The sequence below is a fragment of the Streptomyces sp. NBC_01288 genome, assembly GCF_035982055.1.
Taxonomy (GTDB): Bacteria; Actinomycetota; Actinomycetes; order Streptomycetales; family Streptomycetaceae; genus Streptomyces.
Map to the genome: position 1 here is coordinate 1,561,618 of NZ_CP108427.1, position 21,564 is coordinate 1,583,181.

A 21,564-nucleotide genomic window follows, 5' to 3' on the forward strand; every position below is an offset into this window, starting at 1 on the left:
TCCCCAAGCCGGTCAGCGGCTCTCGGCGCCCGTCACCGGCTCACGGACCCGGTCAGTCGTGGGCCGCCCACAGTCCGCGGACATGCCCCAGATGCCGGGTCATGATCTCACGCACGGCACCCTTGTCGCGGGCCAACAGCGCGTCCAGCAGCTCCAGATGCTCCTGCGCGGAGGCCAGCAGCCGCCCCGCCTTGACGAGAGCCGTCAGCCCGTAGAGGCGGGAACGACCTCGCAGATCACCGACGACCTCGACGAGATGGGCGTTGCCCGCGAGTGCGAGCAGGCCGAGGTGGAATCGGGTGTCGGCCTCGACATACGCGATGAGGTCACCGGCCACGGCCGCGTGGACGATCTCCCGGGCGGCCGGGCGCAGCGCCTCCAGCGAGACGGGGTCGGCGGTCCCGGCCAGCCCCACCACCGTGGGGATCTCGATCAGGGCGCGGATGTGCGTGTACTCGTCGAGCTGCTTCTCCGAGACGGCCGTGACCCGGAATCCCTTGTTGGGGACGGTGTCGACCAGTCCCTCCTTGGCCAGGTCCAGCATGGCCTCGCGCACCGGGGTCGCGGAGACACCGAAGCGGGCGGCGAGCGTGGGCGCGGAGTACACCTCGCCCGGCCGCAGTTCCCCCGCGATCATCGCGGCCCGCAGCGCGTCGACGACCCGCTCGCGGTAGCTGCTCTTCTTGCCGCCCAGCGTGGGCAGATCCGGAGCGGTGGTCGGCGGGGCGCCGGCTCGCTGAACGGCCATCGGAAGTCTCCTAGCGGTGCAAGGTCGCACACGGTGCAATGTCACGCGTGACCGGCAATTATCCCCGATCTAGAGGACGAATCCGCCCGGGAACGGATCGGCGGGATCGAGCAGGTACTGGGCGGTGCCGGTGATCCAGGCGCGGCCGGTGAAGCTGGGCAGGACGGCGGGGACACCGGCGACCTCGGTGGTGTCGAGAAGCCGTCCCGTGAACCGGGTGCCGATGAAGGACTCGTTCACGAACTCGGTGTGCAGCGGGAGTTCACCGCGCGCGTGGAGCTGCGCCATGCGGGCGCTGGTGCCCGTGCCGCAGGGCGAGCGGTCGAACCAGCCCGGGTAGATCGCCATCGCGTGCCGGGAGTACCGGGCGGTGGCGCCGGGCGCGTACAGGTGGACGTGATGGCAGCCGCGAATGGAGTCGTCCTCGGGGTGGACGGGCTCGTCCCGGTCGTTGATCGCCTCCATGAGGGACAGGCCCGCCTTGATGATGTCGTCCTTGCGGGACCGGTCCAAGGGCAGCTCGAACTGGTCCAGCGGCAGGATGGCGTAGAAATTGCCGCCGTACGCCATGTCGTATGTCACCGTCCGCCCGTCAGCGAGGGTGATCTTGCGGTCCAGGCCGACGGAGAACGACGGGACGTTCTTGAGGGTGACGTTCTTCGCGGCGCCGTTCTCGACCGCGACCTCGGCTACGACGAGTCCGGCCGGGGTGTCGAGCCGGATCGTGGTGACCGGCTCGACGACCTCGACCATGCCCGTCTCGACGAGCACCGTGGCGACGCCGATCGTGCCGTGCCCGCACATCGGCAGATAGCCGGAGACCTCGATGTAGACGACGCCCCAGTCGCAGTCGGGGCGGGTGGGCGGCTGGAGGATGGCCCCGCTCATCGCGGAGTGGCCGCGCGGCTCGTTCATCAGGAACTGCCGGATCCGGTCGCGGTGTTCGCGGAAGTACAGCCGCCGCTCGTTCATGGTCGCGCCGGGGATCGTGCCGATGCCGCCGGTGATCACGCGGGTGGGCATGCCCTCGGTGTGCGAGTCGACGGCGTGCAGGACGAGTTTGCTGCGCATGACGCTCCTGGTGAATGCCGGTGGACCACTGTGCCGTTGTCTACACGAGCCCGGCCGCGACCGCCTTCTCGGTGGCGGCGCGGATGGCGGCCTCCTGCTCGGGCAGCAGCGGGACGCGCGGCGGACGGACGGGGCCGCCGGGCCGGCCGACGATGTCCATGGACAGCTTGATGGCCTGCACGAACTCGACCTTCGAGTCCCAGCGCAGCAGCGGGTGCAACTGCTCGTACAGCTTCTTCGCCGTGGCCAGGTCGCCGTCGACGGCCGCGTGGTACAGCTCGACGGACGCGGCGGGCAGCGCGTTCGGGTAACCCGCCACCCAACCCTTCGCACCCGCGAGCGCGAGCTCCAGCAGGACGTCGTCGGCACCGATCAACAGGTCGAGTTCCGGGGCGAGTTCGGCAAGCTGGTAGGCACGGCGGACATCGCCGGAGAACTCCTTGACGGCGTGGATGTACCCCTCGCCGTGCAGCTTCGCGAGCAGTTCGGGCACCAGGTCGACCTTGGTGTCGATGGGGTTGTTGTACGCCACGATCGGCACGCCCGCCTTCGCGACCTCCGCGTAGTGCGCGAGCACCGAACGCTCGTCGGCACGGTACGCGTTGGGCGGCAGCAGCATCACGGAGGCGCAGCCGGCGTCGCGCGCCTGCTCGGCCCAACGGCGGGACTCGGCGGAACCGTAGGCGGCGACACCGGGCATCACGCGCGCCCCGCCGATCGCGGCGACGGCCGTCTCGACGACCTTGGCGCGCTCCTCGGGCATGAGCACCTGGTACTCGCCGAGCGAGCCGTTCGGCACGACACCGTCGCAGCCGTTGTCGACGAGCCAGGAGCAGTGCTCGGCGAACTTGTCGTAGTCCACGGCGAGTTCATCGGTCAGCGGGAGGGCGGTGGCGACGAGGACGCCGCGCCAGGGGCGGTTCGCGGTGGGGGTGGTCATGTGCGGTCGGTTCCCATCTGAATAGAGTGTGACATTTTACTGACGGACAGGGCGTACGGTCATTCCGGCTCGGCTTCGGACTCGGGCTCTCCGGCACGTGCAAGCACCCCCAGCGGCACGGGCCGCGCGAACGGCCGCCGGGACGGGGTGAGTTCGCACCCCGCCAGCCCTGCGACAGCCGGCCCGCACATCCGCCCCTGGCACCAGCCCATCCCGGCCCGCGTCAGCAGCTTCACGGTGCGGATGTCACCGGCCCCGAGCCCGTCCACGGCCTCGCGGACCGCTCCCCCGGTGACTTCCTCGCAGCGGCAGACCACGGTGTCGTCGGTGACGAGATCGGTCCAACGGGCGGGCGGCGCGTACACGGTGTCGAGGGCCGCGAAGAACTCCCTCAGCTTTGTACGGGACTTGGCGGCCGGCGCCCAGGTGCGCGGGTCGGGTTCGGTGCCGTTCAGGCGTGCGGCGGCGGAGCGTCCCGCGATGTGGCCCTCGGCGAGGGAGAGGGCGGCGCCGCCGATGCCGGTGGTCTCGCCGGCCGCCCAGACGCCGGGGACGTCGGTGCGCTGTTCGTCGTCGACCTGGACGTCGATTCCGTCGAGACGGCAGCCGAGGGTCTCGGCGAGGTCGGTGTGCGGAAGCATGCCGTGGCCGACCGCGAGGGTGTCGCAGGCGATCCGGCGTTCGGTCCCTGGCCGGACCCGCCCGTCGGTGTCGAGCGTGGCGACGGTCACCGCCTCCAGCCGCTCGTCACCGTGGGCCGCCACGACAGTGTGCCGGGTGAGCAACCTGACGCGGTGACGAAGGAGTTGGGCCGCGTACTGGGCACCCTCGGCGACCTTGCCGGGCTGTGCGGCGAGCGCGCGGGTCCGTCGTACGAACGCCTTCGGGTCGGCGGACTCGACGAGCGCGGCGACCTCGACCCCGGCTGCCGCGAGGCCGGTTGCCACGGGGAGGAGGAGCGGGCCGGTGCCGGCGACCACGGCGGTGCGTCCGGAGACGGCGAGGGTGCCCTTGAGCATGGCCTGGGCACCGCCCGCGGTGAGGACTCCGGGAACGGTCCAACCGGGGAACGGGAGGACCTTCTCGTAGCCGCCGGTGGCGAGGAGGACGGCATCGGCGCGTACCTCTGCCGGGGTCTCCTGTTCGGGGCCGAGGAGGGCATGCACGGTGAAGGCGTTTCGGTCGGCGTCGCCAGCCCGTTGGTTCAACCACTGGTTCAACCGCCGCTCCACGAGCCATACATGATGATCCGTCAAGAGCCTTACGTGACCTGCCTCCACGTGATGCGCGAGGGCGTCCTTCAGCCGCTCCCACGTCCGCCACTGGTGGTGCAGGGCCTGCGGGCGTCCGGCGTTCAGCTCGGCGGCGGGCTGTCGGTAGAACTGGCCGCCCGCCCGCGCCGCCGAGTCGATCAGGGTGACGTGGACGCCGTGGGCCGCGGCGGCGACGGTGGCGGCGAGTCCTGCCGGGCCCGCGCCGATCACGGCGAGGTGCGGTCGGTCGTCAGTCATCGTGGCCCGTCCCCTCCTGCGTACGGATGGTGTCGCCCGGGTGCAGGGGCACCAGGCAAGCCCGTTGGTTCGGGCGGGAGTTGACGGTGACGAGGCAGTCGTAGCAGACGCCGATCCCGCAGAAGACGCCGCGGGGACGGCCCTCGCCCCGGGTGGTGCGCCAGGACGTCACGCCCGCCGTCCACAGGGCGGCGGCGACGGTCTGGCCGGGGAGGGCCTCGATCGCGCGGCCGTCGAGGGTGACCGTGAAGGCCGGGCCCGGGTGGGCGTCGGCTAGGCGAAGTGGGGAGTTCACGCGTCCTCCTCGGGGAACTCGGGGAAACGGTCGGGCCGGAAGGGGGTCAGGTCGAGGTCCGGGGTCTTGTCGCCCAGCAGTTGGGCGATCACGTGCCCTGTGCCGGTGGCGAGCCCGATGCCCGCGCCCTCGTGTCCGCAGGCGTGGACGAGGCCGGGGACCCGGGGGTCGGGGCCGATGGCGGGGAGGTGGTCCGGCATGTACGGGCGGAAACCGAGGTAGGAGCGCATCGCGTGGACGTCGGCCAGGACCGGGAACAGTTTCGTCGCGCCCGCCGCCAGCGCCCGTACGACCGGCAGCGAGAACTCCCGGTCGAAACCCACGCGTTCGCGGCTCGCACCGATCAGGACCGGTCCAGCGGCCGTTCCCTCGACGACCGGCGAGGTCTGCAGGGCGGCCGAGTCGCTGGCCACGTCGGCCACGTAGTCGGCGGCGTACACCTTGTGGCGGACCAGGCGTGGCAGCGGTTCGGTGACGAGGACGAAGCCGCGGCGCGGGAGGACGGGGAGGGTGACTCCGGCGAGGGCTGCGAGTTCGCCGCCCCAGGTGCCGGCGGCGTTGACGACCGTGGAGGCGAGGACGTCACCCCGGTCGGTGCGGACGCCTTGGACCGTTCCATCTGACTTGAGGAGTACGTCTGTCACCGTGCGCCCGGTGAGCAGGCGGGCGCCCGAGGCCCGGACGAGGTGGGCGGCGGCCAGGGCGGGCATCACCTGGCAGTCCTGGGGGTAGTACACGCCGCCGGGGAGGCCGGGGGCGAGGTGGGGTTCGAGGTCGTACAGGGCGTCGCTTTGGACCGGTTCAACGACGACTCCCGCGGTGTGCTGCTGCTCGGCGAAGCGCTCCAGTGCGGTGAGTCCGTCGGGCGTGGAGGCCACGACGAGGCCGCCCTTCGCCTCGTACTCGACGAACTCCCCCAGTTCCTCGGCCAGTTGTGCCCACAGGTGGTTGGAGAGGAGGGCGAGGTCGAGTTCCGGGCCCGGCTCCTTGTCGGAGACGAGCAGGTTGCCCTCGCCGGCGCCGGTCGTGCCGCCGGAGACCGGGCCGCGGTCCACGATGACGACGTCGAGGCCCGCCCGGGCCGCGTAGAGGGCGCAGGCCGCGCCCACCATTCCGGCTCCGACGACCACGACATCGCAGGTCAGTCGCTTGCTCACAGCAGTACTATGTCACATGACTCTCTAGCTGGGTATGTTCCAACGCGAATGTCACCACCACCCCCGGAATCACCACCCCGGGAATCACCACACTCTGAAATCACCGCACACGGAAGAGGTGCCCGACGTGGCCAAGGGCCGAAAGAACGGTCTGTACCGAGGAATCTCCGACGAGCTGTCCGCCCTGATGCGGACCGGTTGGGCCGACACCGAGCGCACGGATCTGGAGCCGGCCGAGCAGGCGCCGCACGCGGCGCGCCGCCGGGCCACGCTGTCCGCGCTCTTCCCGGGCGAGCGCCTTGTCGTACCGTCCGGGAACCTCCTGATCCGCTCGAACGACAGCCACCACCCGTTCCGCCCGTACTCCGGCTATGTGCATCTCACCGGCGACCAGGCACGCGACGGCGCCCTGGTCCTGGAGCCCCGCCCCGACGGCGGCCACGACGCGCACTGCTACCAACTCCCCCGCGACAGCCGGGACACCGACGAGTTCTGGACCGGCTACACCGCCGAGCTGTGGATGGGCCGCCGCCGCTCGCTGGCCGAGTCGGCGCTGGTGCTCGGACTGCCCTGCCGTGACATCCGGACCATCGCCGAGGACCTGGCGAAGGCCTCCGGGACACCCACCCGCATCGTCCGCGGCGTCGACCCGGCCCTGGACGCGGCGCTCGACACCAACGAGGACCGCGACGACGAGTTCGAGTCGGCCGTCTCCGGGCTGCGGCTGGTCAAGGACGCGTGGGAGATCGGCGAGATGCGCCGGGCCGTCGACTCCACGGTGCGCGGATTCACCGATGTCGTACGGGAGTTGTCGCAGGCGGTCGCCACCTCGGAGCGCTGGATCGAGGGCACGTTCTTCCGCCGGGCACGCGTCGAGGGCAACCATGTCGGCTACGGCTCGATCTGCGCCGCCGGTGAGCACGCCACGATCATGCACTGGACCGACAACGATGGCCCGGTCCGCCCCGGTGAACTCCTCCTGCTGGACGCGGGAGTCGAGACGCACAGCCTCTACACCGCCGACGTCACCCGCACGCTCCCGATCAGCGGCACGTTCTCCCCGGTCCAACGCCAGGTCTACGACGCGGTGTTCGAGGCCCAGGAAGCCGGCATGGCGGCGGTGAAGCCGGGCGCTCACTACCGGGACTTCCACGAGGCGGCCCAACGCTCCCTGGCCGAACGGCTGGTGAAGTGGGGCTTCATCGAGGGACCGGCCGAGCGGGCGTACGAGCTGTCGCTCCAGCGGCGGTTCACGATGGCGGGCACAGGGCACATGCTCGGGCTCGACGTCCACGACTGCGCCCAGGCGCGCAGCGAGGAGTACGTGGACGGGGCCCTCGAACCCGGCATGGTGCTCACCGTCGAACCGGGCCTGTACTTCCAGCCCGACGACCTCACAGTGCCGGAGGAGTGGCGGGGCATCGGCGTCCGGATCGAGGACGATCTACTGGTGACGGCGGAAGGCTACGAGAACCTGTCGGCGGGGCTGCCTCGCTCGGCCGACGAAGTCGAGGCGTGGATGCGGGAGTTCGCGGGCTGAGTGCGCCGACTGGTCACCCCGGCCGGCGGGGTGACCAGTCGTCAGACCCGGCTCGCGGTGGCCGTGTCGGCGGACAGTCGCTGGGCGACGTAGATCGGGAGTACGGAGAGCAGGACGAGGACCGCGGCCACCACGTTGACGACCGGGGCCTGTTGGGGGCGGGTCATGTTGTTGAAGATCCAGATCGGGAGGGTCTCGATACCGGGTCCGGCGGTGAACGTGGTCACCACGATCTCGTCGAAGGACAGCGCGAACGCGAGCAGTCCGCCCGCGAGAAGCGCCGAGCGCACCAGCGGGAAGGTGACGTCGACGAAGGCGCGGAAGGTGTCGGCGCCCAGGTCCATCGCGGCTTCCTCGTACGACCCCGAGGTGCGCCGGAGGCGGGCGACGACGTTGTTGAAGACGACGACGATGCAGAACGTGGCATGTCCGACGATCACCGTGAACAGGCCGAGGCCCACGCCGAGCGGCTCAAGTACCGTACTGAACGCCGAGTTGAGGGCGATGCCCGTGACGATGCCGGGCAGCGCGATCGGCAGGACGACCACGAAGGAGATGGCGTCGCGGCCGAAGAAGCGGTACCGGGCGACCGCGAAGGCGATCAGAGTGCCGAGCACGAGGGCGATGGCGGTGGCGCCGAGGCCGGCCTTCACGGAGACCCAGAGGGCCGCACGGGCACCGGAGTTCTGCCAGGCGACCGACCACCAGTGCAGGGTCAGGGTGGACGGCGGCCAGCTCGCGCTGCGGTCCGGGTTGAGGGAGTTGACCAGGACGAGCAGGAGCGGGACGTAGATCACCGCGAAGCCGAACCCGGCGGCCACGCGCAGGGCGATACGCGCGGAACGGGAGAGCTGCATGACATGTCACCCCCTTCGGAGGCGGTCGAGAGTCCTTTACAGGCTGCTGAGTGCGCCCGTGCGGCGCATCGCGAGCAGGTACACCACGATGACGACGACCGGGACGGTGCCGAGGGCGGCGGCCATGGGCAGGTTGAGTTCGATGTTGGAGTAGACGAGGTTGCCGATGAGCTGGGTCTTGCCGCCGACGATCTGCACGGTGATGTAGTCGCCGAGGCTGAGCGAGAAGGTGAAGATCGACCCGGCGGCGACGGACGGCAGCACCATCGGCAGCACCACCGACCGGAACGTCCGCCCGGCCCGCGCGCCCAAGTCAGCAGACGCGTCAAGGAGGTTGGCGGGCAGCTGCTCCAGCGCGGTGTGGATCGGCAGGACCATGTACGGCAGCCAGAGGTACGTGAGCGTGAGGACGGTAGCCGGTAGTCCGAACCCGGGCCCGCTCAGGCCGAACGGCTTCAACATCCAGTCGGCCAGGCCGCCTTGGGACAGGATGAGCCGCCACGCGTACACCTTGACGAGGTAACTGGCCCACAGCGGGGTGAGGATGGCGACCACGAGCAGCGGGCGCCACCGCGGCTTCGCGACGCGGGCCGTGTAGAAGGCGACCGGGAACGCGATCACGGCGCACAGGACCGTGACGGCGAGCGCGACGCCGATGCTGCGCAGGATGACCTGTCGGTAGACGGGCACCGTGAACAGCTCGTGGAAGTTGTCGGTCGACCAGACCTTCACCACCTCGGAGGTGAAGGAGTCCGTCGTCCAGAACGCGGAGACGAACAGCACGCTCAGGGAGCCGAGATAGAGCACGGCGAGCCACAGCAGCGGTGCGGTGAGCAGCAGGGAGAGCCGTAGCCGGGGGCGCCGGTACAGCGCCCCCGCGGTCCGGTTCAGCAGGGACATGGCTCAGCCCTTGATCTCGGTCCAGGCCTGTACCCACTTGGCGTACGGCACGCACTTGACGTCCGTACGGCCGTCGAGGCACTGCTCGATGGGCGTGTTCCAGAAGGCGATGTTCTTCCAGTACGCGGTGTCGGCGGCGTGGTAGGTGGCGCAGAAGTTGTTGTCGCTGGTCTCGGCGCAGGCCTTGGAGTTGGAGGGGGCCTCGCCGAAGTACTCGGCGACCTGGGCGTTGACCTTCGGCGAGACGATCCAATTGAGCCACTGGTAGGCGCAGTTGGGGTGTTTGGCCTTGGCGGAGATCATCCAGGTGTCGGACCAGCCGGTCGAACCCTCCTTGGGGACGAAGGCCTTGATCTTGGTGCCCTCGTCGGCGGTGAGGTTGGCGATGACCTGCCAGGTGGTACCGACCACGGAGTCGCCGCTCTTGAAGGCGGAGATCTCCTTGAGGTAGTCGCTCCAGTACTCGCCGATGTCCGCGTTCTGCTTCTTCAGCAGCGCCACAGCGGCGTCGAACTGCTTCTGGTCGAGCGCGTAGGGGTCCTTGATCTTCAACTCGGGCTTGGTGGCCTTGAGATAGAGGGCCGCGTCGGCGATGTAGATCGGTGAGTCGTACGCGGTGACGTGGCCCTTGTACTGGGAGGCGTCGTCGAAGACCGCGGCCCAGGAGGTCGGGGCGGGGGTGACCTTCTGGGTGTTGTACATGAGGAGGTTGGCGCCGCGGCCGTGCGGGATGCCGTAGGCCTTGCCCTTGACCGAGTTCCAGGCCTGGAGCTTCAAGTCGGGGAAAATGTCCTTGTAGTTGGGGACCAGGTCGGTGTTGACGGGGGCGGCGTCGCCGGAGGCTATGAGGCGCAGGGAGGCGTCGCCGGAGGCGGAGACGGCGTCGTACTCGCCGGTCTTCATCAGCTTGACCATCTCGTCGGAGCTTGCGGCGACCTTGGAGTTGACCTTGCAGCCGGTCTGCTTCTCGAAGTCGCCGACCCAGTTCACCTTGGGGTCGTTGGAGCCGTCCTCGACATAGCCGGCCCAGGCGATCAGGTTGACCTCGCCCTCGCTCTTGCCGAGCTTCGACTGGGCTTTGAGATCAGGGGGGTTGAGGCCACCGCCCGACGAACCGCTGTCGGAGGAGCCGCAGGCGGTCGCGGCGAGCAGGACGGCTGCACAGGCCGTCACCTGAAGGGTTCGGGTGAGACGCACGGCGTTCTCCATGGGTGGAGGAGATGGGTGGAGGAGCGAGCGGGTCAGCGGGGGTCGGGAACGTGCACCGTGTGGCGCCGGTGCCATTGCAGTCGCACCCGGCTGCCGCGGTAGGCGGCGACGTCCTCGGCGGAGGTCTCCAGGTTCTGCTGGAGTGCGGTGAGCCGGCCGCCGGCGTCGAGGTCGACGAGGAAGCGGGTGGAGTCCCCGAGGTAGACGACCTCGGCGACGGTGCCGGCGGCGCTCTCGTGGTCGGGGTCGTCGGGTTCGGCGGAGCCCTTGAGGACGCGGATCTTCTCGGGCCGGATGCTGTAGGTGCCCGGGGTGCCGACGACGCGTTGGGCGGACTCGCCCGCCAGCAGGTTGGAGGTGCCGACGAAGGACGCGACGAAGGGGGTCGCGGGGCGTTCGTAGACCTCGGCGGGGGTGCCGACCTGCTGGATGCGGCCCTGGTCGAAGACGGCGATGCGGTCGCTCATCGTCAGGGCCTCCTCCTGGTCGTGGGTGACGAAGACGAAGGTGATGCCCACCTCCCGCTGGAGCGCCTTGAGTTCGACCTGCATCTGCTCGCGCAGTTTGAGGTCGAGGGCGCCGAGGGGTTCGTCGAGCAGCAGCACGCGGGGGCGGCCGACGAGGGCGCGGGCGAGGGCGACGCGTTGCCGCTGGCCGCCGGAGAGCTGGGCGGGACGGCGGGTGCCGTAGCCCTCAAGTCGTACCTCTGCGAGGGCTTTTCGGGCGCGGACGAGGCGTTCGGACTTGGGAACCTTGCGGACCTTGAGGCCGTAGGCGACGTTCTCCTCGACCGTCATGTGCGGGAAGAGGGCGTAGTCCTGGAAGACGGTGTGGACGTCGCGCTCGAAGGGGGCGAGGCCGGTGACGTCCTGGCCGGCGAGTTCGACGGTGCCCCCAGTGGGGCTCTCGAAGCCGGCGATCATGCGGAGCACGGTCGTCTTGCCCGAGCCGGACGGGCCGAGCATCGAGAAGAACTCGCCGTCCCTGATCTCCAGGTCGACCCCGGCCACGGCGGTCGTGTCCCCGAACGATTTCCGCAGATCCCGCAGCCGGATCGCAATCCCCTCCATGGGCGGGAACCTTTCTGGTGCTCTGTAACGTTGCACGGAAACATATGAAGTCATAGTTCAAATCTCAAGACCCCCTTAGGGTAAAGCTTGAGTCAACGTGCAAGGTGGTGGCCGTGAACCAGCAGCAGCACATGAACGGCGGCGCCCGGAAAGCCGTCTTCGCCCCGGTCGACAACCGGGCGCGGGTCGACGCCGTCGTCAGCCGGCTCGGGGACGCCATCGAACTGGGACTGCTCTCCGACGGCGAGCAGCTGCCGGGCGAGAGCGAGCTCGCCGGGCAGCTCGGGGTGTCCACGGTGACCCTGCGGGAGGCGCTGATGGCGCTGCGCCAGCAAGGGCTCGTCACCACCCGCAGAGGGCGTGGCGGCGGGAGCTTCGTGTCCCTGCCCGAGGTGCCGGGCGAGGAGCGGCTGAAGGTCCGGCTGCGCGGCTGGAGCACCGAGGAGCTGCGCGACCTCGGCGATCACTGGGCGGCTCTGTCCGGCACCGCCGCCGGGCTCGCCGCACAACGCACCGAGCCCGAGGATCTGCTCCAACTCCGGCGCACGGCCGATGAGTTGACGCACGCCCAGGACGCGGCGGCGCGCGGCCGGGTGTACGGCCGCTTCCACGTCGAGCTGGCCGCCGCCGCGCAGTCGGCCCGACTCACCCGCGAACAGGTCGCGTTGCAGACCGAGGTGGGCGCGCTGCTGTGTCTCGTGCTCGGGAACGACGAATATCGTGAAGAAGCCGCAGCCCGTCACCGCTCCGTAATCTCGGCCGTGCAAGATGGGGCCCACGATTCGGCCAGGGAGTTGGCCGAGCGGTGCGTGCAGGAGTCCACGGCGCGGCTCATCGCCGAGCGGCTGGCCCTGTAGCCCGTCACCGCGACCGCTCCCCGTCTGCTGGAGGGCACGCATGAGCCTCGCGACGGCAACACCGGCCACGGCACCCGAGCAGTCCGTCGCGGCCGGGGTCCGCTCGGCCCTGGAGTCCGTGTTCGACGCCGTGGCCACCACTCGCGCCGACACGACGGCGCTGCTCGCCAAGGTGGCCGCACAGGGCCGCCGCCCGGCGACCGTCGACCTCGCCGCACTGCGCCCGGGCCTCCATCTCCGGCTCGCCCGGCACGAGTTGGTGTCCGGCGTCGGCTTCGTCGCCGCGCCGGGTCTGCTGAGCGACGTACCGGCATGGCTGGAGTGGTGGCAGTCCACCTCCGACGGTGGCATACGACCGCTGCTGCTCGACCTCGACCCCGAGCACTCGGCGTACGCCGACTACACGCACTGGGACTGGTTCGCGCTGCCCCGCGACACCGGGGAGCGGGCGGTCGCCGGGCCGTACGTCGACTACCTCTGCTCGGACGAGTACAGCCTCACCCTGTCCGCGCCGGTCCTGGTGGAGGGGCGGTTCGCCGGGGTGGCCGCGGCGGACGTGTATCTACGGCACTTCGAGGCGGCCGTGATGCCGATGCTGCACCGGTTGCCGGGACCGGCCCGGCTGGTCAACGCCCGTGGCCGGGTGGCCGCTTCGACCGATCCCCGGCATCTGGTCGGTTCGCTGAGCAAGGGTCCGGATTTCGCGGAGGCCCTCGCGGCGGGGCGGGCCGGGTTCGCGCAGGGGGCGCGGTTGGTGCCGTGCGACGGGGTGCCGTTGGTGTTGGTGGTCGCGGAGGGGTGACCGAACTCTTCCGCACGGGCGCCGAATTGGGGCTGCCCGCATTGAACTCACCTGCCTGGCTGACGAGTTGAGGCGCGCCGTACGGAGCCCGCGCTCACTCGGCCGCGGAGACCACCCTCAGGTGTCCGGCGCCGCGGCCCGCCCTGCGGACCCTGGGCGGTGGAACGCGGCGGGCCTCGCGCAGGACCAGCGTCAGACGCGTATAGCCCATGTTCTCAAGGGTCTTGGGGGTCTCGCCGACGACACGGCAGTCGGTGGCGCCCCACCGCGGGTCGGGGTGCAGCAGCGGGCGGACCGCGCCGTCGTGCTCCACGGCCGCCTGCTCGCCGACCGCGCGGATCCAGTGCGGCAGGCCCTGCCGGTAGGCGGCCTCCATGATCGGGTCCTGGGCGATGTCACGGCGGATCGCCTGGAGGCCGTGATCGTGTCCGTGGCTCTCCACGGCGGCGGCGAAGTGGGCCAGCATCGGCAGACACCACCTCGACTCGTGCTCACCGAGAACGGTGCTCGCGTCGGGGTGGAAGAGCACGAAGCGAAGGAAGTTGTCGCCCGGCATCGCCGTCGGATGCGGGCCGACCGCCCGGAAAAGTGACTTGAACGCGCCGTTGGTCAACACCACGTCCCAGCGGTGGTCCATGACGACGGAGGGGAAAGTGACGGCCTCCAACAGCGTGGCGTAGTCCAGCAGATACGCCTGGGCCTCGGGACTCTCGGGGACGGGCCGCGGCGCGGACCGCTGCCCACCTGCCTGATATGCCATCGGGAGGTCACCCCTCTTGCCTATGCGGCCTTCTCGCGGCGCCTTGATCCTGGTGCCCCGACGCGAGCCGTGTCAACTATCGTGGCATTTCATGCTTGTTGACGGCTGAAATTGGCCACAGTTGTGGCGAGACCTGGATGCGAGTTCGAACCAACCGCTACTCTCCGTGATGTTCACAACCGCCGTTTGTGAGAAGCCTGTGAGAGACGTATAGGAGATCTGTCGGTGTCGGATGGCTTCGAGGTACCGGGCACGACGCCGACCGCTCTGCTGCCCGCCGTCGTCGACCGCGTCACCGCGCTCGCCGAACGGCTCGGTGTGTCCCAGGCCGAGGTCGTCCACATCGGCCGGCTGTCCGTCGCCTGCGGTGTCCCGGAGCCCGTGGTCAGAGCCCTGCTGAGCGGCCGTCCCGCGGGCGAGCCCGATGTGCAGGCCCGGTTCCTGCAACGCCTCGACCTGCTGCGACGTACCAGACTCAAGCCCAACGGGCGCAAGTACACCCAGCAGGAGATCGCCGACGGCGCGGGCATGTCCCGCCAGCAGGCGGGCGCGCTCATCAACGGCGACCGGCGTCCCACCATGGAGCACTGCGACGCGCTCCAGCGCTTCTTCCGCGTGCACGCCGGATTCCTCACGGCCGAGGACCCCGAAGCCCTCGCGGGTGCCCTCCAGCGCACCGAGCAGGAGCTGTTGCAGAAGCTCGCGGACCGCGAGCGGGCGGCGGCCGAGGCCGCGGAGGATCCGCTGGAGCGGCTGCTCCAGGACCACGGAGTGCGTGGAATCGCCTGGCGGGCCGCGCAGTTGCCCACCGACCAGCACCGCGACAAGGTCGCCGAGTGGCTGGACATGCTTCTGGAGAGCGTGAAGCGGCCCGAGTCGTGATCCGGGGGAGAACTGTGGGCATCGGACGGCAGATGCGCCGCCTGTGCGGTGAGTTGGTCGCCGAGTTGAGCCTCGGCGCACCCGCACGCCCCCACGACCTGTACGCCGCGCTGTGCGACGCGATGAGCCGCCGCAGGGGTCGCCCGGTCCAGTTCCGTACGGCCGCCTTCCCGGCCTGCACCGCGAGCGGGCTGTGGCTCGACATGGCCGACCAGGATCTCGTCGTGATCGAGGAACGCACCGCTCCCGACCACCAGTTGGTGATCCTGGGCCACGAGCTGTGGCACATGAAGGCCGGGCACTGCGGCCCGCACGTGGCGGGCTCCGCGGTGGCCGCCCGGCTCCTCGGTGACACCGTCGACGAGGACGCGTTGCGCGCGACCGTCCTCAAGGTGGCGGCCCGCAGCCGGTTCGAGCGCGCCGACGAGCGGGAGGCCGAGAGCTTCGGTCTGCTGCTCGCCAGCAAGTGCCGTACGTGGCTGGCCGGTTCGTCCCTCAGGGGACCCGCGCAGCACGACCATCTGGCGGGGCGGATCGAGGCGGCGCTGGGGTATCCCGGGCCGCGTAGCTAGGAATTGACGGCCCGTCACACACCCGTACGTCGAGCGCCGGCCCGGCTAGGTCGCGCTGCGTTCGCTCGCCTCCCGCAGGTCCCGTTCCGTCGCGCCGCTCTGGGCCGTGACGCCGGGGCGGCCCTCGCACAGGAGGTCGCGCCAGTGCTCGCGGCTCCAGTGCGCGGGGGTGGTGGTGCCGGTGAACTCCTCGACCAGGGTCAGGAACCGGGCCGGGTCGGTGTGGAACGGGAAGTGCCCCGCGCCCTCGAAGATCTCCAGCCGGCTGCCGGGCATGGCCTCGTGGGCGCCGTACGCGTGCCGCACCGGCACCACGCTGTCCCGGTCGCCCCACAGCAGCATGGTCGGCATGCCCTCGGTCAGATAACAGCGGTCGAGCATCGTCACCACCTGGCCGCGCCAGTCGACGACCGCGCGCAGGGTGCGGATGAAGGCGTTGCGGGCGGTCTCGTCGGGCAACGCGTCGACGAGGGTGAGGAGTTCGGGGGCGTCCCGGCCGAGGTCGGTGTCCAGGAGCCGCAACAGCCCGACGGTGAGGCCGACTTGAAGACGCATCCCGGGCAACCGAAGCGCGGACAGGGCGAGATGGGACCCCGGGAGCGAGACGAGCCGTAGCACCGGATTGACCTCGCGGCCCACGCCGCCCGCGCTGACCAGGACGAGGCGTTCGGTGCGCTCGGGGAACTGGTAGGCGAACTGCATCGCCACTCCCCCGCCCAGCGAGTGCCCGAGCAGGGTCGCGGACTCGATGCCGAGCGTGGTGAGCAGATCGCGGACGCCGTTCGCGTAGGCGGCGACCGAGTAGTCGGCCCGCGGTTTGTCGGAGGCGCCGTGGCCGAGGAGGTCCGGGGCGATCACGGTGTGGGTGCGGGCGAGGTCGGGGATCAGGTCGGTCCAGGTGGCGGAGGAGTCGCCGATGCCGTGGATGAGGACCAGCGCCGGGCCCTGGCCGGCCATGCGGAAGGCACGGCGGTACCCGTGCACGACGCGGTACTGCAATGCGAGTTCTCCGGCGCCCACCGAGCGCAGTCGTGCGCCGCGCGCCGGGCGCCGTGCCGGGACGTCCTCCACGCACTCGCCTCCCGTTCACCTGGCCGCCCACAAACGGCCGAAAGCCCTTCCCTCCAGCGTAGGGCCGCTGTCCCACCGGGGATTTCGGTGACGTTTCGCCTCCGCTAAGCGGGCGAACCGGCGCCCGCCACAAGGGCATTGTCAGTGGCACCCGGCAAGCTGGAGTCGTGCCACCGCCGCGCGGGGGCTCATGACGCCGACCAGGGGAGAGCCGTCCTATGCAGACCGCAGTGATGACCGACCGCGAGCGCGCCGCCGTTCAGGCCTACCTACGGCTGCTGCACACGGTCCGAGCAGCCTTCGACGGCCCACCCGGCGCCCCTCGACCCGTCCTGGTCCCGCCCTCGGTACTGGCCGAGGCGGACCAGGCGTTGACGGACGCCGGGCTCGCGGGCAACGAGGAGGCGTTCTTCAGGCTGCTGGAGAGCTGGTGCCCGGAGGGGTGAGGGGAGGTGAGGGATGCGGGACCGTGACCGCCGTGGCGACCAGTCCGCGCCCGACGGTCCAGCGGCCCTCGAAGACATCGAGACGTTCGCCGTCGACCACCGGGCCGGGCACGAGGAGACGGGCGCGGAGGCCGCCGCGGGTGTCCTCGCCCGGGTCCGTGAAGACCTCGATGTCGGCCTCCGAGAAGTCGAGCCACTTGCCGGTGAGGGGGAACCACGCCTTGTAGACGGACTCCTTGGCGCTGAACAGGAGCCGGTCCCAGTGCACGCCGGGCCGCTCCGCCGTCAGGCGTGCCAGGCGTTCCCGTTCGGCGGGCAGGGCGACGGAAGGGAGGATGCCGTCCGGGAGCGGGGCGTGCGGTTCGGCGTCGATGCCGAGCGAGGCGAGGTCGCCGGCGCGGGCCAGTGCGGCGGCGCGGTAGCCGTCGCAGTGCGTCATGCTGCCGATGACTCCGGCGGGCCAGCCCGGCGCGCCGTGGGCGCCGGGCAGGATCGGCTGCGGAGGCACGCCGAGCTTCTCCATGGCGCGCCGGGCACAGGCCCGTACGGCGGCGAACTCGTGACGTCTCTTCGGCACCGCGCGGGCCACGCGGGCCTCTTCCTCGGGGTACAGCGGGGCGTCCTGAAGCCCCTCGTCACCGTGTGTCTCCACGGTCACCACGGAGTCCGGAAGCAGTTCCTCGATCACCGGTTCCGACCTCCATCGGCAGGATGCGGCGCAGTCGGTCCGGGGGTTCCGGGCGCTTCTGCCACTCGCGGGGGTATCCCACGGACACCTCTTCGAAGCGGACGCCCTCGTGGTGGGTGGTCCGCGGGATGTGGAGATGGCCGTAGACCATGGTGTCCACGCGGAATCTGCGGTGCCAGTCGGCGGTCAGGGTGGTGCCGCACCACATGGCGAACTCGGGATACCACAGGACTTCTGTGGGGTGCCGGTCGAGGGGGTAGTGGTTGATCAGGACCGTGGGGAGGGTGTCGGGGATCTCGGTGAGCCGGCGTTCGGTCTCGGCGACCCGGGCCCGGCACCAGGCCTCGCGGCTGGGGTAGGGGTCGGGGTGCAGCAGGAACTCGTCGTTGCAGACGATGCCGGTGCCGTGCGCGTACGTCAGTCCCTCGGCCTTGGTCGTGCAGCCGGCCGGGAGGAACGAGTAGTCGTAGAGCAGGAAGAGCGGGGCCACGACCACGGGGCCGCCGGGGCCCTCCCAGACGGGGTAGGGGTCCTCGGGCGTGACGACGCCCAACTCCCGGCACAGGGCGACGAGATGGTCGTAGCGGGCGACGCCGCGCAGGGTGACGGGGTCCTTGGGGTGGGTCCACAGTTCGTGGTTCCCGGGGGCCCAGAGGACCTTGCGGAAGCGGCCGGCGAGGAGTTCGAGGACCCAGCGGATGTCGGCCACGGTCTCGGCGATGTCACCGGCCACGATCAGCCAGTCGTCGTCCGTGACGGGCCGCATGTTCTCGACCAGGACACGGTTCTCGGCGTACCCGATGTGCAGGTCGCTGATGGCCAGCAGCTGTCCGGCACCGCCGGCCGTCGACTCCACCCTCGCCCCCTCCGCGCACCCGAATGAGTCCACGAGATCACACGCCGCCGTGCCGCGACAAGACGGCCGGGGCATACGCGGCGGTCAGGGCGGCGCTCCGACGGGCGTTCATGTGCCGGGTGGGCGCCATCGGGAAATCCGTAACACGGGCGTTGCACGCGGCACCCTTCGCAAGCCGTATGATCGCCCCAACACCACCGCTACGAACGCCCCTTCGCCGAGGGCGGTTTGGTGTACCTCCAACCACCTTGGCCGGGCACGGCCTTGCTCCGCCGTGCCCGCGAAACCGAAAGGACGGCCCTGCATGGTCTCTCGCGTACGCGTCTGGCTCAACCGCACGTACGCGGAGAACGTGTTCTTCATGGATCAGCTGCGGAGAAATCCCAGCGACCGGGCCGTCGAGATCCATGCCACGCACGGCGACGCGGACTCCCCCGTACTGGCCGCCGCCGACACCGCCGACCTGGAGCCCGAGGGCCTGTCCCCGGCCGCGTACGTCGAGTTCGCGCTCGACCAGTGCGTCCGTCGCGGCATCGACGTGTTCGTGCCCCGGCTGCACCAGTCGGAGATCGTGGCGCACCGCGCGGACTTCGCGGCGGTGGGCACGGCACTGCTGGCGCCGACCCCCGAGGCCGTCGCCGTCTTCCACGACAAGGTCATCGCGTACGAGGCCGTCCAGGCGATCGGCGTGCCCGTACCGCCGTGGTGGCGGGTGCGCACGGCACCCGAACTCGTCGCCGCCGTCGAGGAGTTGGAGGCCGCCGGGCACAAGGCGTGCTTCAAGCCGGCGTCCGGCGCGGGCGGGGTGGGCTTCCGTGTGATCACCCGCACCCCCTTCTCGCTCATGCACCTCAACGGCTTCCCGAGCCCCTACGTCCCGCTCGACACGGTCGTCGAGGCGCTGGAGCAGGCCGACGAGCAGGTCGACTGGCTGGTCATGCCGCGCCTGGAGGAGCCGGAGGTGTCGGTGGACTGCCTGACCGGTCCCGACAACCTGGTCCGGCTCGCCGTGGGCCGCACGAAGAACGGCCGCCGTCGCGGTTTCACCCTGCACGAGCAGTGGCTGGAGCCGGCCCGCCGGATCGCCGAGGGCTTCGGGCTGCACTACCTGTCCAACATCCAGTTCCGCATGTTCGGCGACCGGCCGGTGCTGATGGACGTCAACACCCGCCCCGCCGGGGGCCTGCACCAGCTGTCGCTGTGCGGTGTCAACGCCCCTTGGGCGGCAGTGCAGTTGGCGCTCGGCGAGGACCCGGGCACGATGGAGCCGCCGTTCCTGGGCGCGGACTACGCGGTGGTGTCCGGCCCGCGTCAGCTGCGTCCGGTGTCGCTCCCGCACCAGCGCGCGGAGGAGTCGGAGCCCCTGCTCCCGGCGGCCCCCGTACCCGCGCAGGACGAGGTGGAGACGGCGACGGAGACCTCGGAGACGGGCAGCCGGGCAGCCGCTCGCGCTTAACTCCCGCGCCTAGCACACAACTTCATACCGGTCTGGACCAATCATGGCGGCATGTCTTGACACCGTGATTGGTCCATACCAACTTGGTTGCGCACCCTCTTGCACTCCCGAACATCCCCATTACTTCAGGGAGATCGCGTGCGCGACACACTCAGACGCTCCAGACATCGGCTCCTCGCACTGCTCGGTACCGCCGCCCTGGCCATGGCCGGGGCGATCGCGCTGCCCGGTACGGCGGAGGCTGCCAACGTTCTGACCAACCCCGGCTTCGAGTCGGGCAGTCTCTCCCCCTGGTCCTGCACCGGAAACCTCGGTTCGGTCGTCTCCTCGCCCGTGCACGGCGGCTCCAAGGCCCTTGCGGGCGCGGTGAGTTCGAGCGACACCGCACAGTGCTCCCAGACGGTCGCCGTGCAGCCGAGCACGACGTACTCGCTCAGCGGCTGGGTGCGCGGCAGTTATGTCTACCTCGGTGTCAACGGCGGTTCCTCGACGTGGACTTCGTCCCCGTCCGCGTACAGCCAGCTGACGACATCCTTCACCACCACCGCCTCGCAGACCAGCGCCACCATCTATGTGCACGGCTGGTACGCGCAGGGCACCTACTACGCGGACGACATCAGCCTCGACGGTCCGGGCGGTGGCGGCGGTGGCGACACCCAGGCCCCGACCGCGCCGACCGGCCTGACCTCCACGGGCAAGACGTCGTCGACCGTGTCCCTCTCGTGGGCCGCCTCGACGGACAACGTGGGCGTCACGGCGTACGACATCTACAGCGGTGCGAACCAGGTCCTCAGCGTCTCCGGTACGAGCGGGACGGTCACCGGGCTCGCGGCCGGCACCGCCTACACGTTCACCGTGAAGGCGCGTGACGCGGCCGGGAACAGTTCGGCGGCCTCGGGCGCGGTGAGCGTCACGACGAGTGCCGGCACCGGTGGCGGCACCGGGTTCACCCAGGCCGCGCCGTATCTCTACGAGGGCTGGGGCGATCCGCCGAGCCCGAGCACGGTGATGAGCGCGACCGGCATCAAGTGGTTCACGATGGCGTTCGTTCTCGACTCCGGTGGCTGCACCCCGAGTTGGGACGGCAGCCGACCCCTGACCGGTGGCGTCGACCAGACCGCCATCAACCAGATCCGCGCGGCGGGCGGTGACATCGTCCCGTCCTTCGGCGGCTGGCAGGGCAGCAAGCTCGGCGCCAACTGCTCCTCGGCGAGCGCACTCGCCGGGGCTCTCCAGAAGGTGATCACCGCCTACGGCCTCAAGGCCATCGACATGGACATCGAGAACACGGACGAGTTCGAGAACGAGGCCGTGCAGGCGAAGATCCTGACCGCGCTGAAGACCGTCAAGGCCAACAACCCGGGCCTGCGCACGATCGTCACCTTCGGCACCTCGACGACCGGCCCGACGTACTACGGCAACCGGCTCATCGAGCAGGCTCAGTCGCTCAACGCCGGCATCGACGTCTTCACCATCATGCCGTTCGACTTCGGCGGCGGCGCCGACATGTACGGCAACACGGTCGCCGCGGCCGAGGGCCTGAAGACCAAGCTGAAGTCCACCTTCGGGTGGGACGACGCGACGGCCTACTCGCACATCGGCATCTCGGGCATGAACGGTCTGTCGGACCAGTCGGAGACCACAACTCCCGCCATCTGGACGCAGATCCGCGACTGGTCGAACTCGCACCACATCGCCCGGCTCGCCTTCTGGTCGGTCAACCGCGACCGCGGGTGTGCCGGTGGCGGAGTGGTGAGCAACTGCTCCGGCATCAGCCAGAACACCTGGCAGTTCACGTCCATCACGGCCGGTTTCACCGGCTGACGACCCCCACCCCTGGCGGCCGGTCCCCCGTGTGGGCCGGCCGCCTCGGTGT

The 21,564-nt window shown here is 70.4% G+C and carries 22 protein-coding genes; 8 read left to right on the top strand and 14 right to left on the bottom strand.

Annotation, left to right across the window (positions count from 1 at the left end; translation table 11 throughout):
* Positions 1 to 52 precede the first annotated feature (52 nt).
* The 6 genes from OG194_RS06970 to OG194_RS06995 form a co-directional block, all read right to left on the bottom strand.
* The gene (locus OG194_RS06970) at positions 53 to 748 is read right to left on the bottom strand and encodes a GntR family transcriptional regulator (protein ID WP_327399968.1); all 696 of its coding nucleotides are present in this window, start codon (positions 746 to 748) and stop codon (positions 53 to 55) included.
* A gap of 69 nt (positions 749 to 817) precedes the next feature.
* Positions 818 to 1,819, bottom strand: a complete 1,002-nt coding sequence (locus tag OG194_RS06975) for a proline racemase family protein (RefSeq protein ID WP_327399969.1) — start codon at positions 1,817 to 1,819, stop codon at positions 818 to 820.
* Between the two features lie 40 nt (positions 1,820 to 1,859).
* The gene (locus tag OG194_RS06980; protein WP_327399970.1) at positions 1,860 to 2,759 is read right to left on the bottom strand and encodes a dihydrodipicolinate synthase family protein; all 900 of its coding nucleotides are present in this window, start codon (positions 2,757 to 2,759) and stop codon (positions 1,860 to 1,862) included.
* Positions 2,760 to 2,818: 59 nt separating this feature from the next.
* On the bottom strand, positions 2,819 to 4,270 hold the full coding sequence (locus tag OG194_RS06985) for an FAD-dependent oxidoreductase (RefSeq protein WP_327399971.1): 1,452 nt from the start codon (positions 4,268 to 4,270) through the stop codon (positions 2,819 to 2,821).
* Positions 4,263 to 4,565 carry a (2Fe-2S)-binding protein gene (locus OG194_RS06990; protein WP_327399972.1) on the bottom strand — a complete coding sequence of 101 codons (303 nt, stop codon included), beginning with the start codon at positions 4,563 to 4,565 and terminating at the stop codon, positions 4,263 to 4,265. Before OG194_RS06990 ends, OG194_RS06985 begins: the two co-directional genes overlap by 8 nt.
* The gene (locus OG194_RS06995) at positions 4,562 to 5,722 is read right to left on the bottom strand and encodes an NAD(P)/FAD-dependent oxidoreductase (RefSeq protein ID WP_327399973.1); all 1,161 of its coding nucleotides are present in this window, start codon (positions 5,720 to 5,722) and stop codon (positions 4,562 to 4,564) included. Before OG194_RS06995 ends, OG194_RS06990 begins: the two co-directional genes overlap by 4 nt.
* 127 nt (positions 5,723 to 5,849) lie before the next feature.
* Here OG194_RS06995 and OG194_RS07000 point away from each other — a divergent pair, with 127 nt between their 5' ends.
* A complete protein-coding gene (locus OG194_RS07000) occupies positions 5,850 to 7,262 on the top strand; it encodes an aminopeptidase P family protein (protein ID WP_327399974.1) in 1,413 nt (470 codons plus the stop codon).
* Between the two features lie 41 nt (positions 7,263 to 7,303).
* On the opposite strand, the gene OG194_RS07005 is transcribed toward OG194_RS07000, so the two are convergent.
* The 4 genes from OG194_RS07005 to OG194_RS07020 are packed head-to-tail and all read right to left on the bottom strand — an operon-like array spanning position 7,304 to position 11,298.
* The gene (locus OG194_RS07005; protein WP_318020019.1) at positions 7,304 to 8,119 is read right to left on the bottom strand and encodes an ABC transporter permease; all 816 of its coding nucleotides are present in this window, start codon (positions 8,117 to 8,119) and stop codon (positions 7,304 to 7,306) included.
* A 36-nt stretch (positions 8,120 to 8,155) separates the two neighbouring features.
* Positions 8,156 to 9,019, bottom strand: coding sequence for an ABC transporter permease (locus tag OG194_RS07010; protein WP_327399975.1), 864 nt, complete (start codon positions 9,017 to 9,019; stop codon positions 8,156 to 8,158).
* A gap of 3 nt (positions 9,020 to 9,022) precedes the next feature.
* On the bottom strand, positions 9,023 to 10,216 hold the full coding sequence (locus OG194_RS07015) for an ABC transporter substrate-binding protein (protein WP_327399976.1): 1,194 nt from the start codon (positions 10,214 to 10,216) through the stop codon (positions 9,023 to 9,025).
* Between the two features lie 44 nt (positions 10,217 to 10,260).
* Positions 10,261 to 11,298, bottom strand: a complete 1,038-nt coding sequence (locus OG194_RS07020) for an ABC transporter ATP-binding protein (protein ID WP_327399977.1) — start codon at positions 11,296 to 11,298, stop codon at positions 10,261 to 10,263.
* 113 nt (positions 11,299 to 11,411) lie between these two features.
* Between OG194_RS07020 and OG194_RS07025 the strand changes: the two genes are divergently transcribed.
* Entirely contained in the window at positions 11,412 to 12,155 is a 744-nt protein-coding gene (locus tag OG194_RS07025) for a FadR/GntR family transcriptional regulator (protein ID WP_442811504.1), read from the top strand.
* Between the two features lie 40 nt (positions 12,156 to 12,195).
* Positions 12,196 to 12,957: a cache domain-containing protein gene (locus OG194_RS07030; RefSeq protein WP_327399978.1), complete on the top strand. Its 762-nt coding sequence runs from the start codon at positions 12,196 to 12,198 to the stop codon at positions 12,955 to 12,957.
* 94 nt (positions 12,958 to 13,051) lie between these two features.
* Here the strand turns inward: OG194_RS07030 and OG194_RS07035 are convergent, their stop codons facing one another.
* On the bottom strand, positions 13,052 to 13,717 hold the full coding sequence (locus tag OG194_RS07035) for an MmyB family transcriptional regulator (RefSeq protein ID WP_327399979.1): 666 nt from the start codon (positions 13,715 to 13,717) through the stop codon (positions 13,052 to 13,054).
* 225 nt (positions 13,718 to 13,942) lie between these two features.
* On the opposite strand from OG194_RS07035, the gene OG194_RS07040 reads away from it, so the two are divergent.
* On the top strand, positions 13,943 to 14,599 hold the full coding sequence (locus OG194_RS07040; protein ID WP_327399980.1) for a helix-turn-helix domain-containing protein: 657 nt from the start codon (positions 13,943 to 13,945) through the stop codon (positions 14,597 to 14,599).
* A 32-nt stretch (positions 14,600 to 14,631) separates the two neighbouring features.
* Positions 14,632 to 15,171 carry a toxin-antitoxin system, toxin component gene (locus tag OG194_RS07045; protein ID WP_327406999.1) on the top strand — a complete coding sequence of 180 codons (540 nt, stop codon included), beginning with the start codon at positions 14,632 to 14,634 and terminating at the stop codon, positions 15,169 to 15,171.
* Positions 15,172 to 15,216: 45 nt separating this feature from the next.
* On the opposite strand, the gene OG194_RS07050 is transcribed toward OG194_RS07045, so the two are convergent.
* Entirely contained in the window at positions 15,217 to 16,242 is a 1,026-nt protein-coding gene (locus tag OG194_RS07050; protein WP_327399981.1) for an alpha/beta fold hydrolase, read from the bottom strand.
* A 218-nt stretch (positions 16,243 to 16,460) separates the two neighbouring features.
* Between OG194_RS07050 and OG194_RS07055 the strand changes: the two genes are divergently transcribed.
* Entirely contained in the window at positions 16,461 to 16,688 is a 228-nt protein-coding gene (locus OG194_RS07055; protein ID WP_033281635.1) for a hypothetical protein, read from the top strand.
* Here OG194_RS07055 and OG194_RS07060 read toward each other — a convergent pair.
* The gene (locus OG194_RS07060; RefSeq protein ID WP_327399982.1) at positions 16,654 to 17,376 is read right to left on the bottom strand and encodes a 4'-phosphopantetheinyl transferase family protein; all 723 of its coding nucleotides are present in this window, start codon (positions 17,374 to 17,376) and stop codon (positions 16,654 to 16,656) included. The two genes, OG194_RS07055 and OG194_RS07060, sit on opposite strands and share 35 nt — an antisense overlap.
* Positions 17,324 to 18,232 (bottom strand): metallophosphoesterase family protein, encoded by a 909-nt coding sequence (locus OG194_RS07065; protein WP_327399983.1) that lies wholly within the window; start codon positions 18,230 to 18,232, stop codon positions 17,324 to 17,326. The genes OG194_RS07060 and OG194_RS07065 overlap by 53 nt, the downstream gene beginning before the upstream one ends.
* 304 nt (positions 18,233 to 18,536) lie before the next feature.
* Here OG194_RS07065 and OG194_RS07070 point away from each other — a divergent pair, with 304 nt between their 5' ends.
* Positions 18,537 to 19,688: an ATP-grasp domain-containing protein gene (locus tag OG194_RS07070; RefSeq protein ID WP_327399984.1), complete on the top strand. Its 1,152-nt coding sequence runs from the start codon at positions 18,537 to 18,539 to the stop codon at positions 19,686 to 19,688.
* Between the two features lie 138 nt (positions 19,689 to 19,826).
* On the top strand, positions 19,827 to 21,512 hold the full coding sequence (locus OG194_RS07075) for a carbohydrate binding domain-containing protein (RefSeq protein ID WP_327399985.1): 1,686 nt from the start codon (positions 19,827 to 19,829) through the stop codon (positions 21,510 to 21,512).
* Positions 21,513 to 21,564 lie beyond the last annotated feature (52 nt).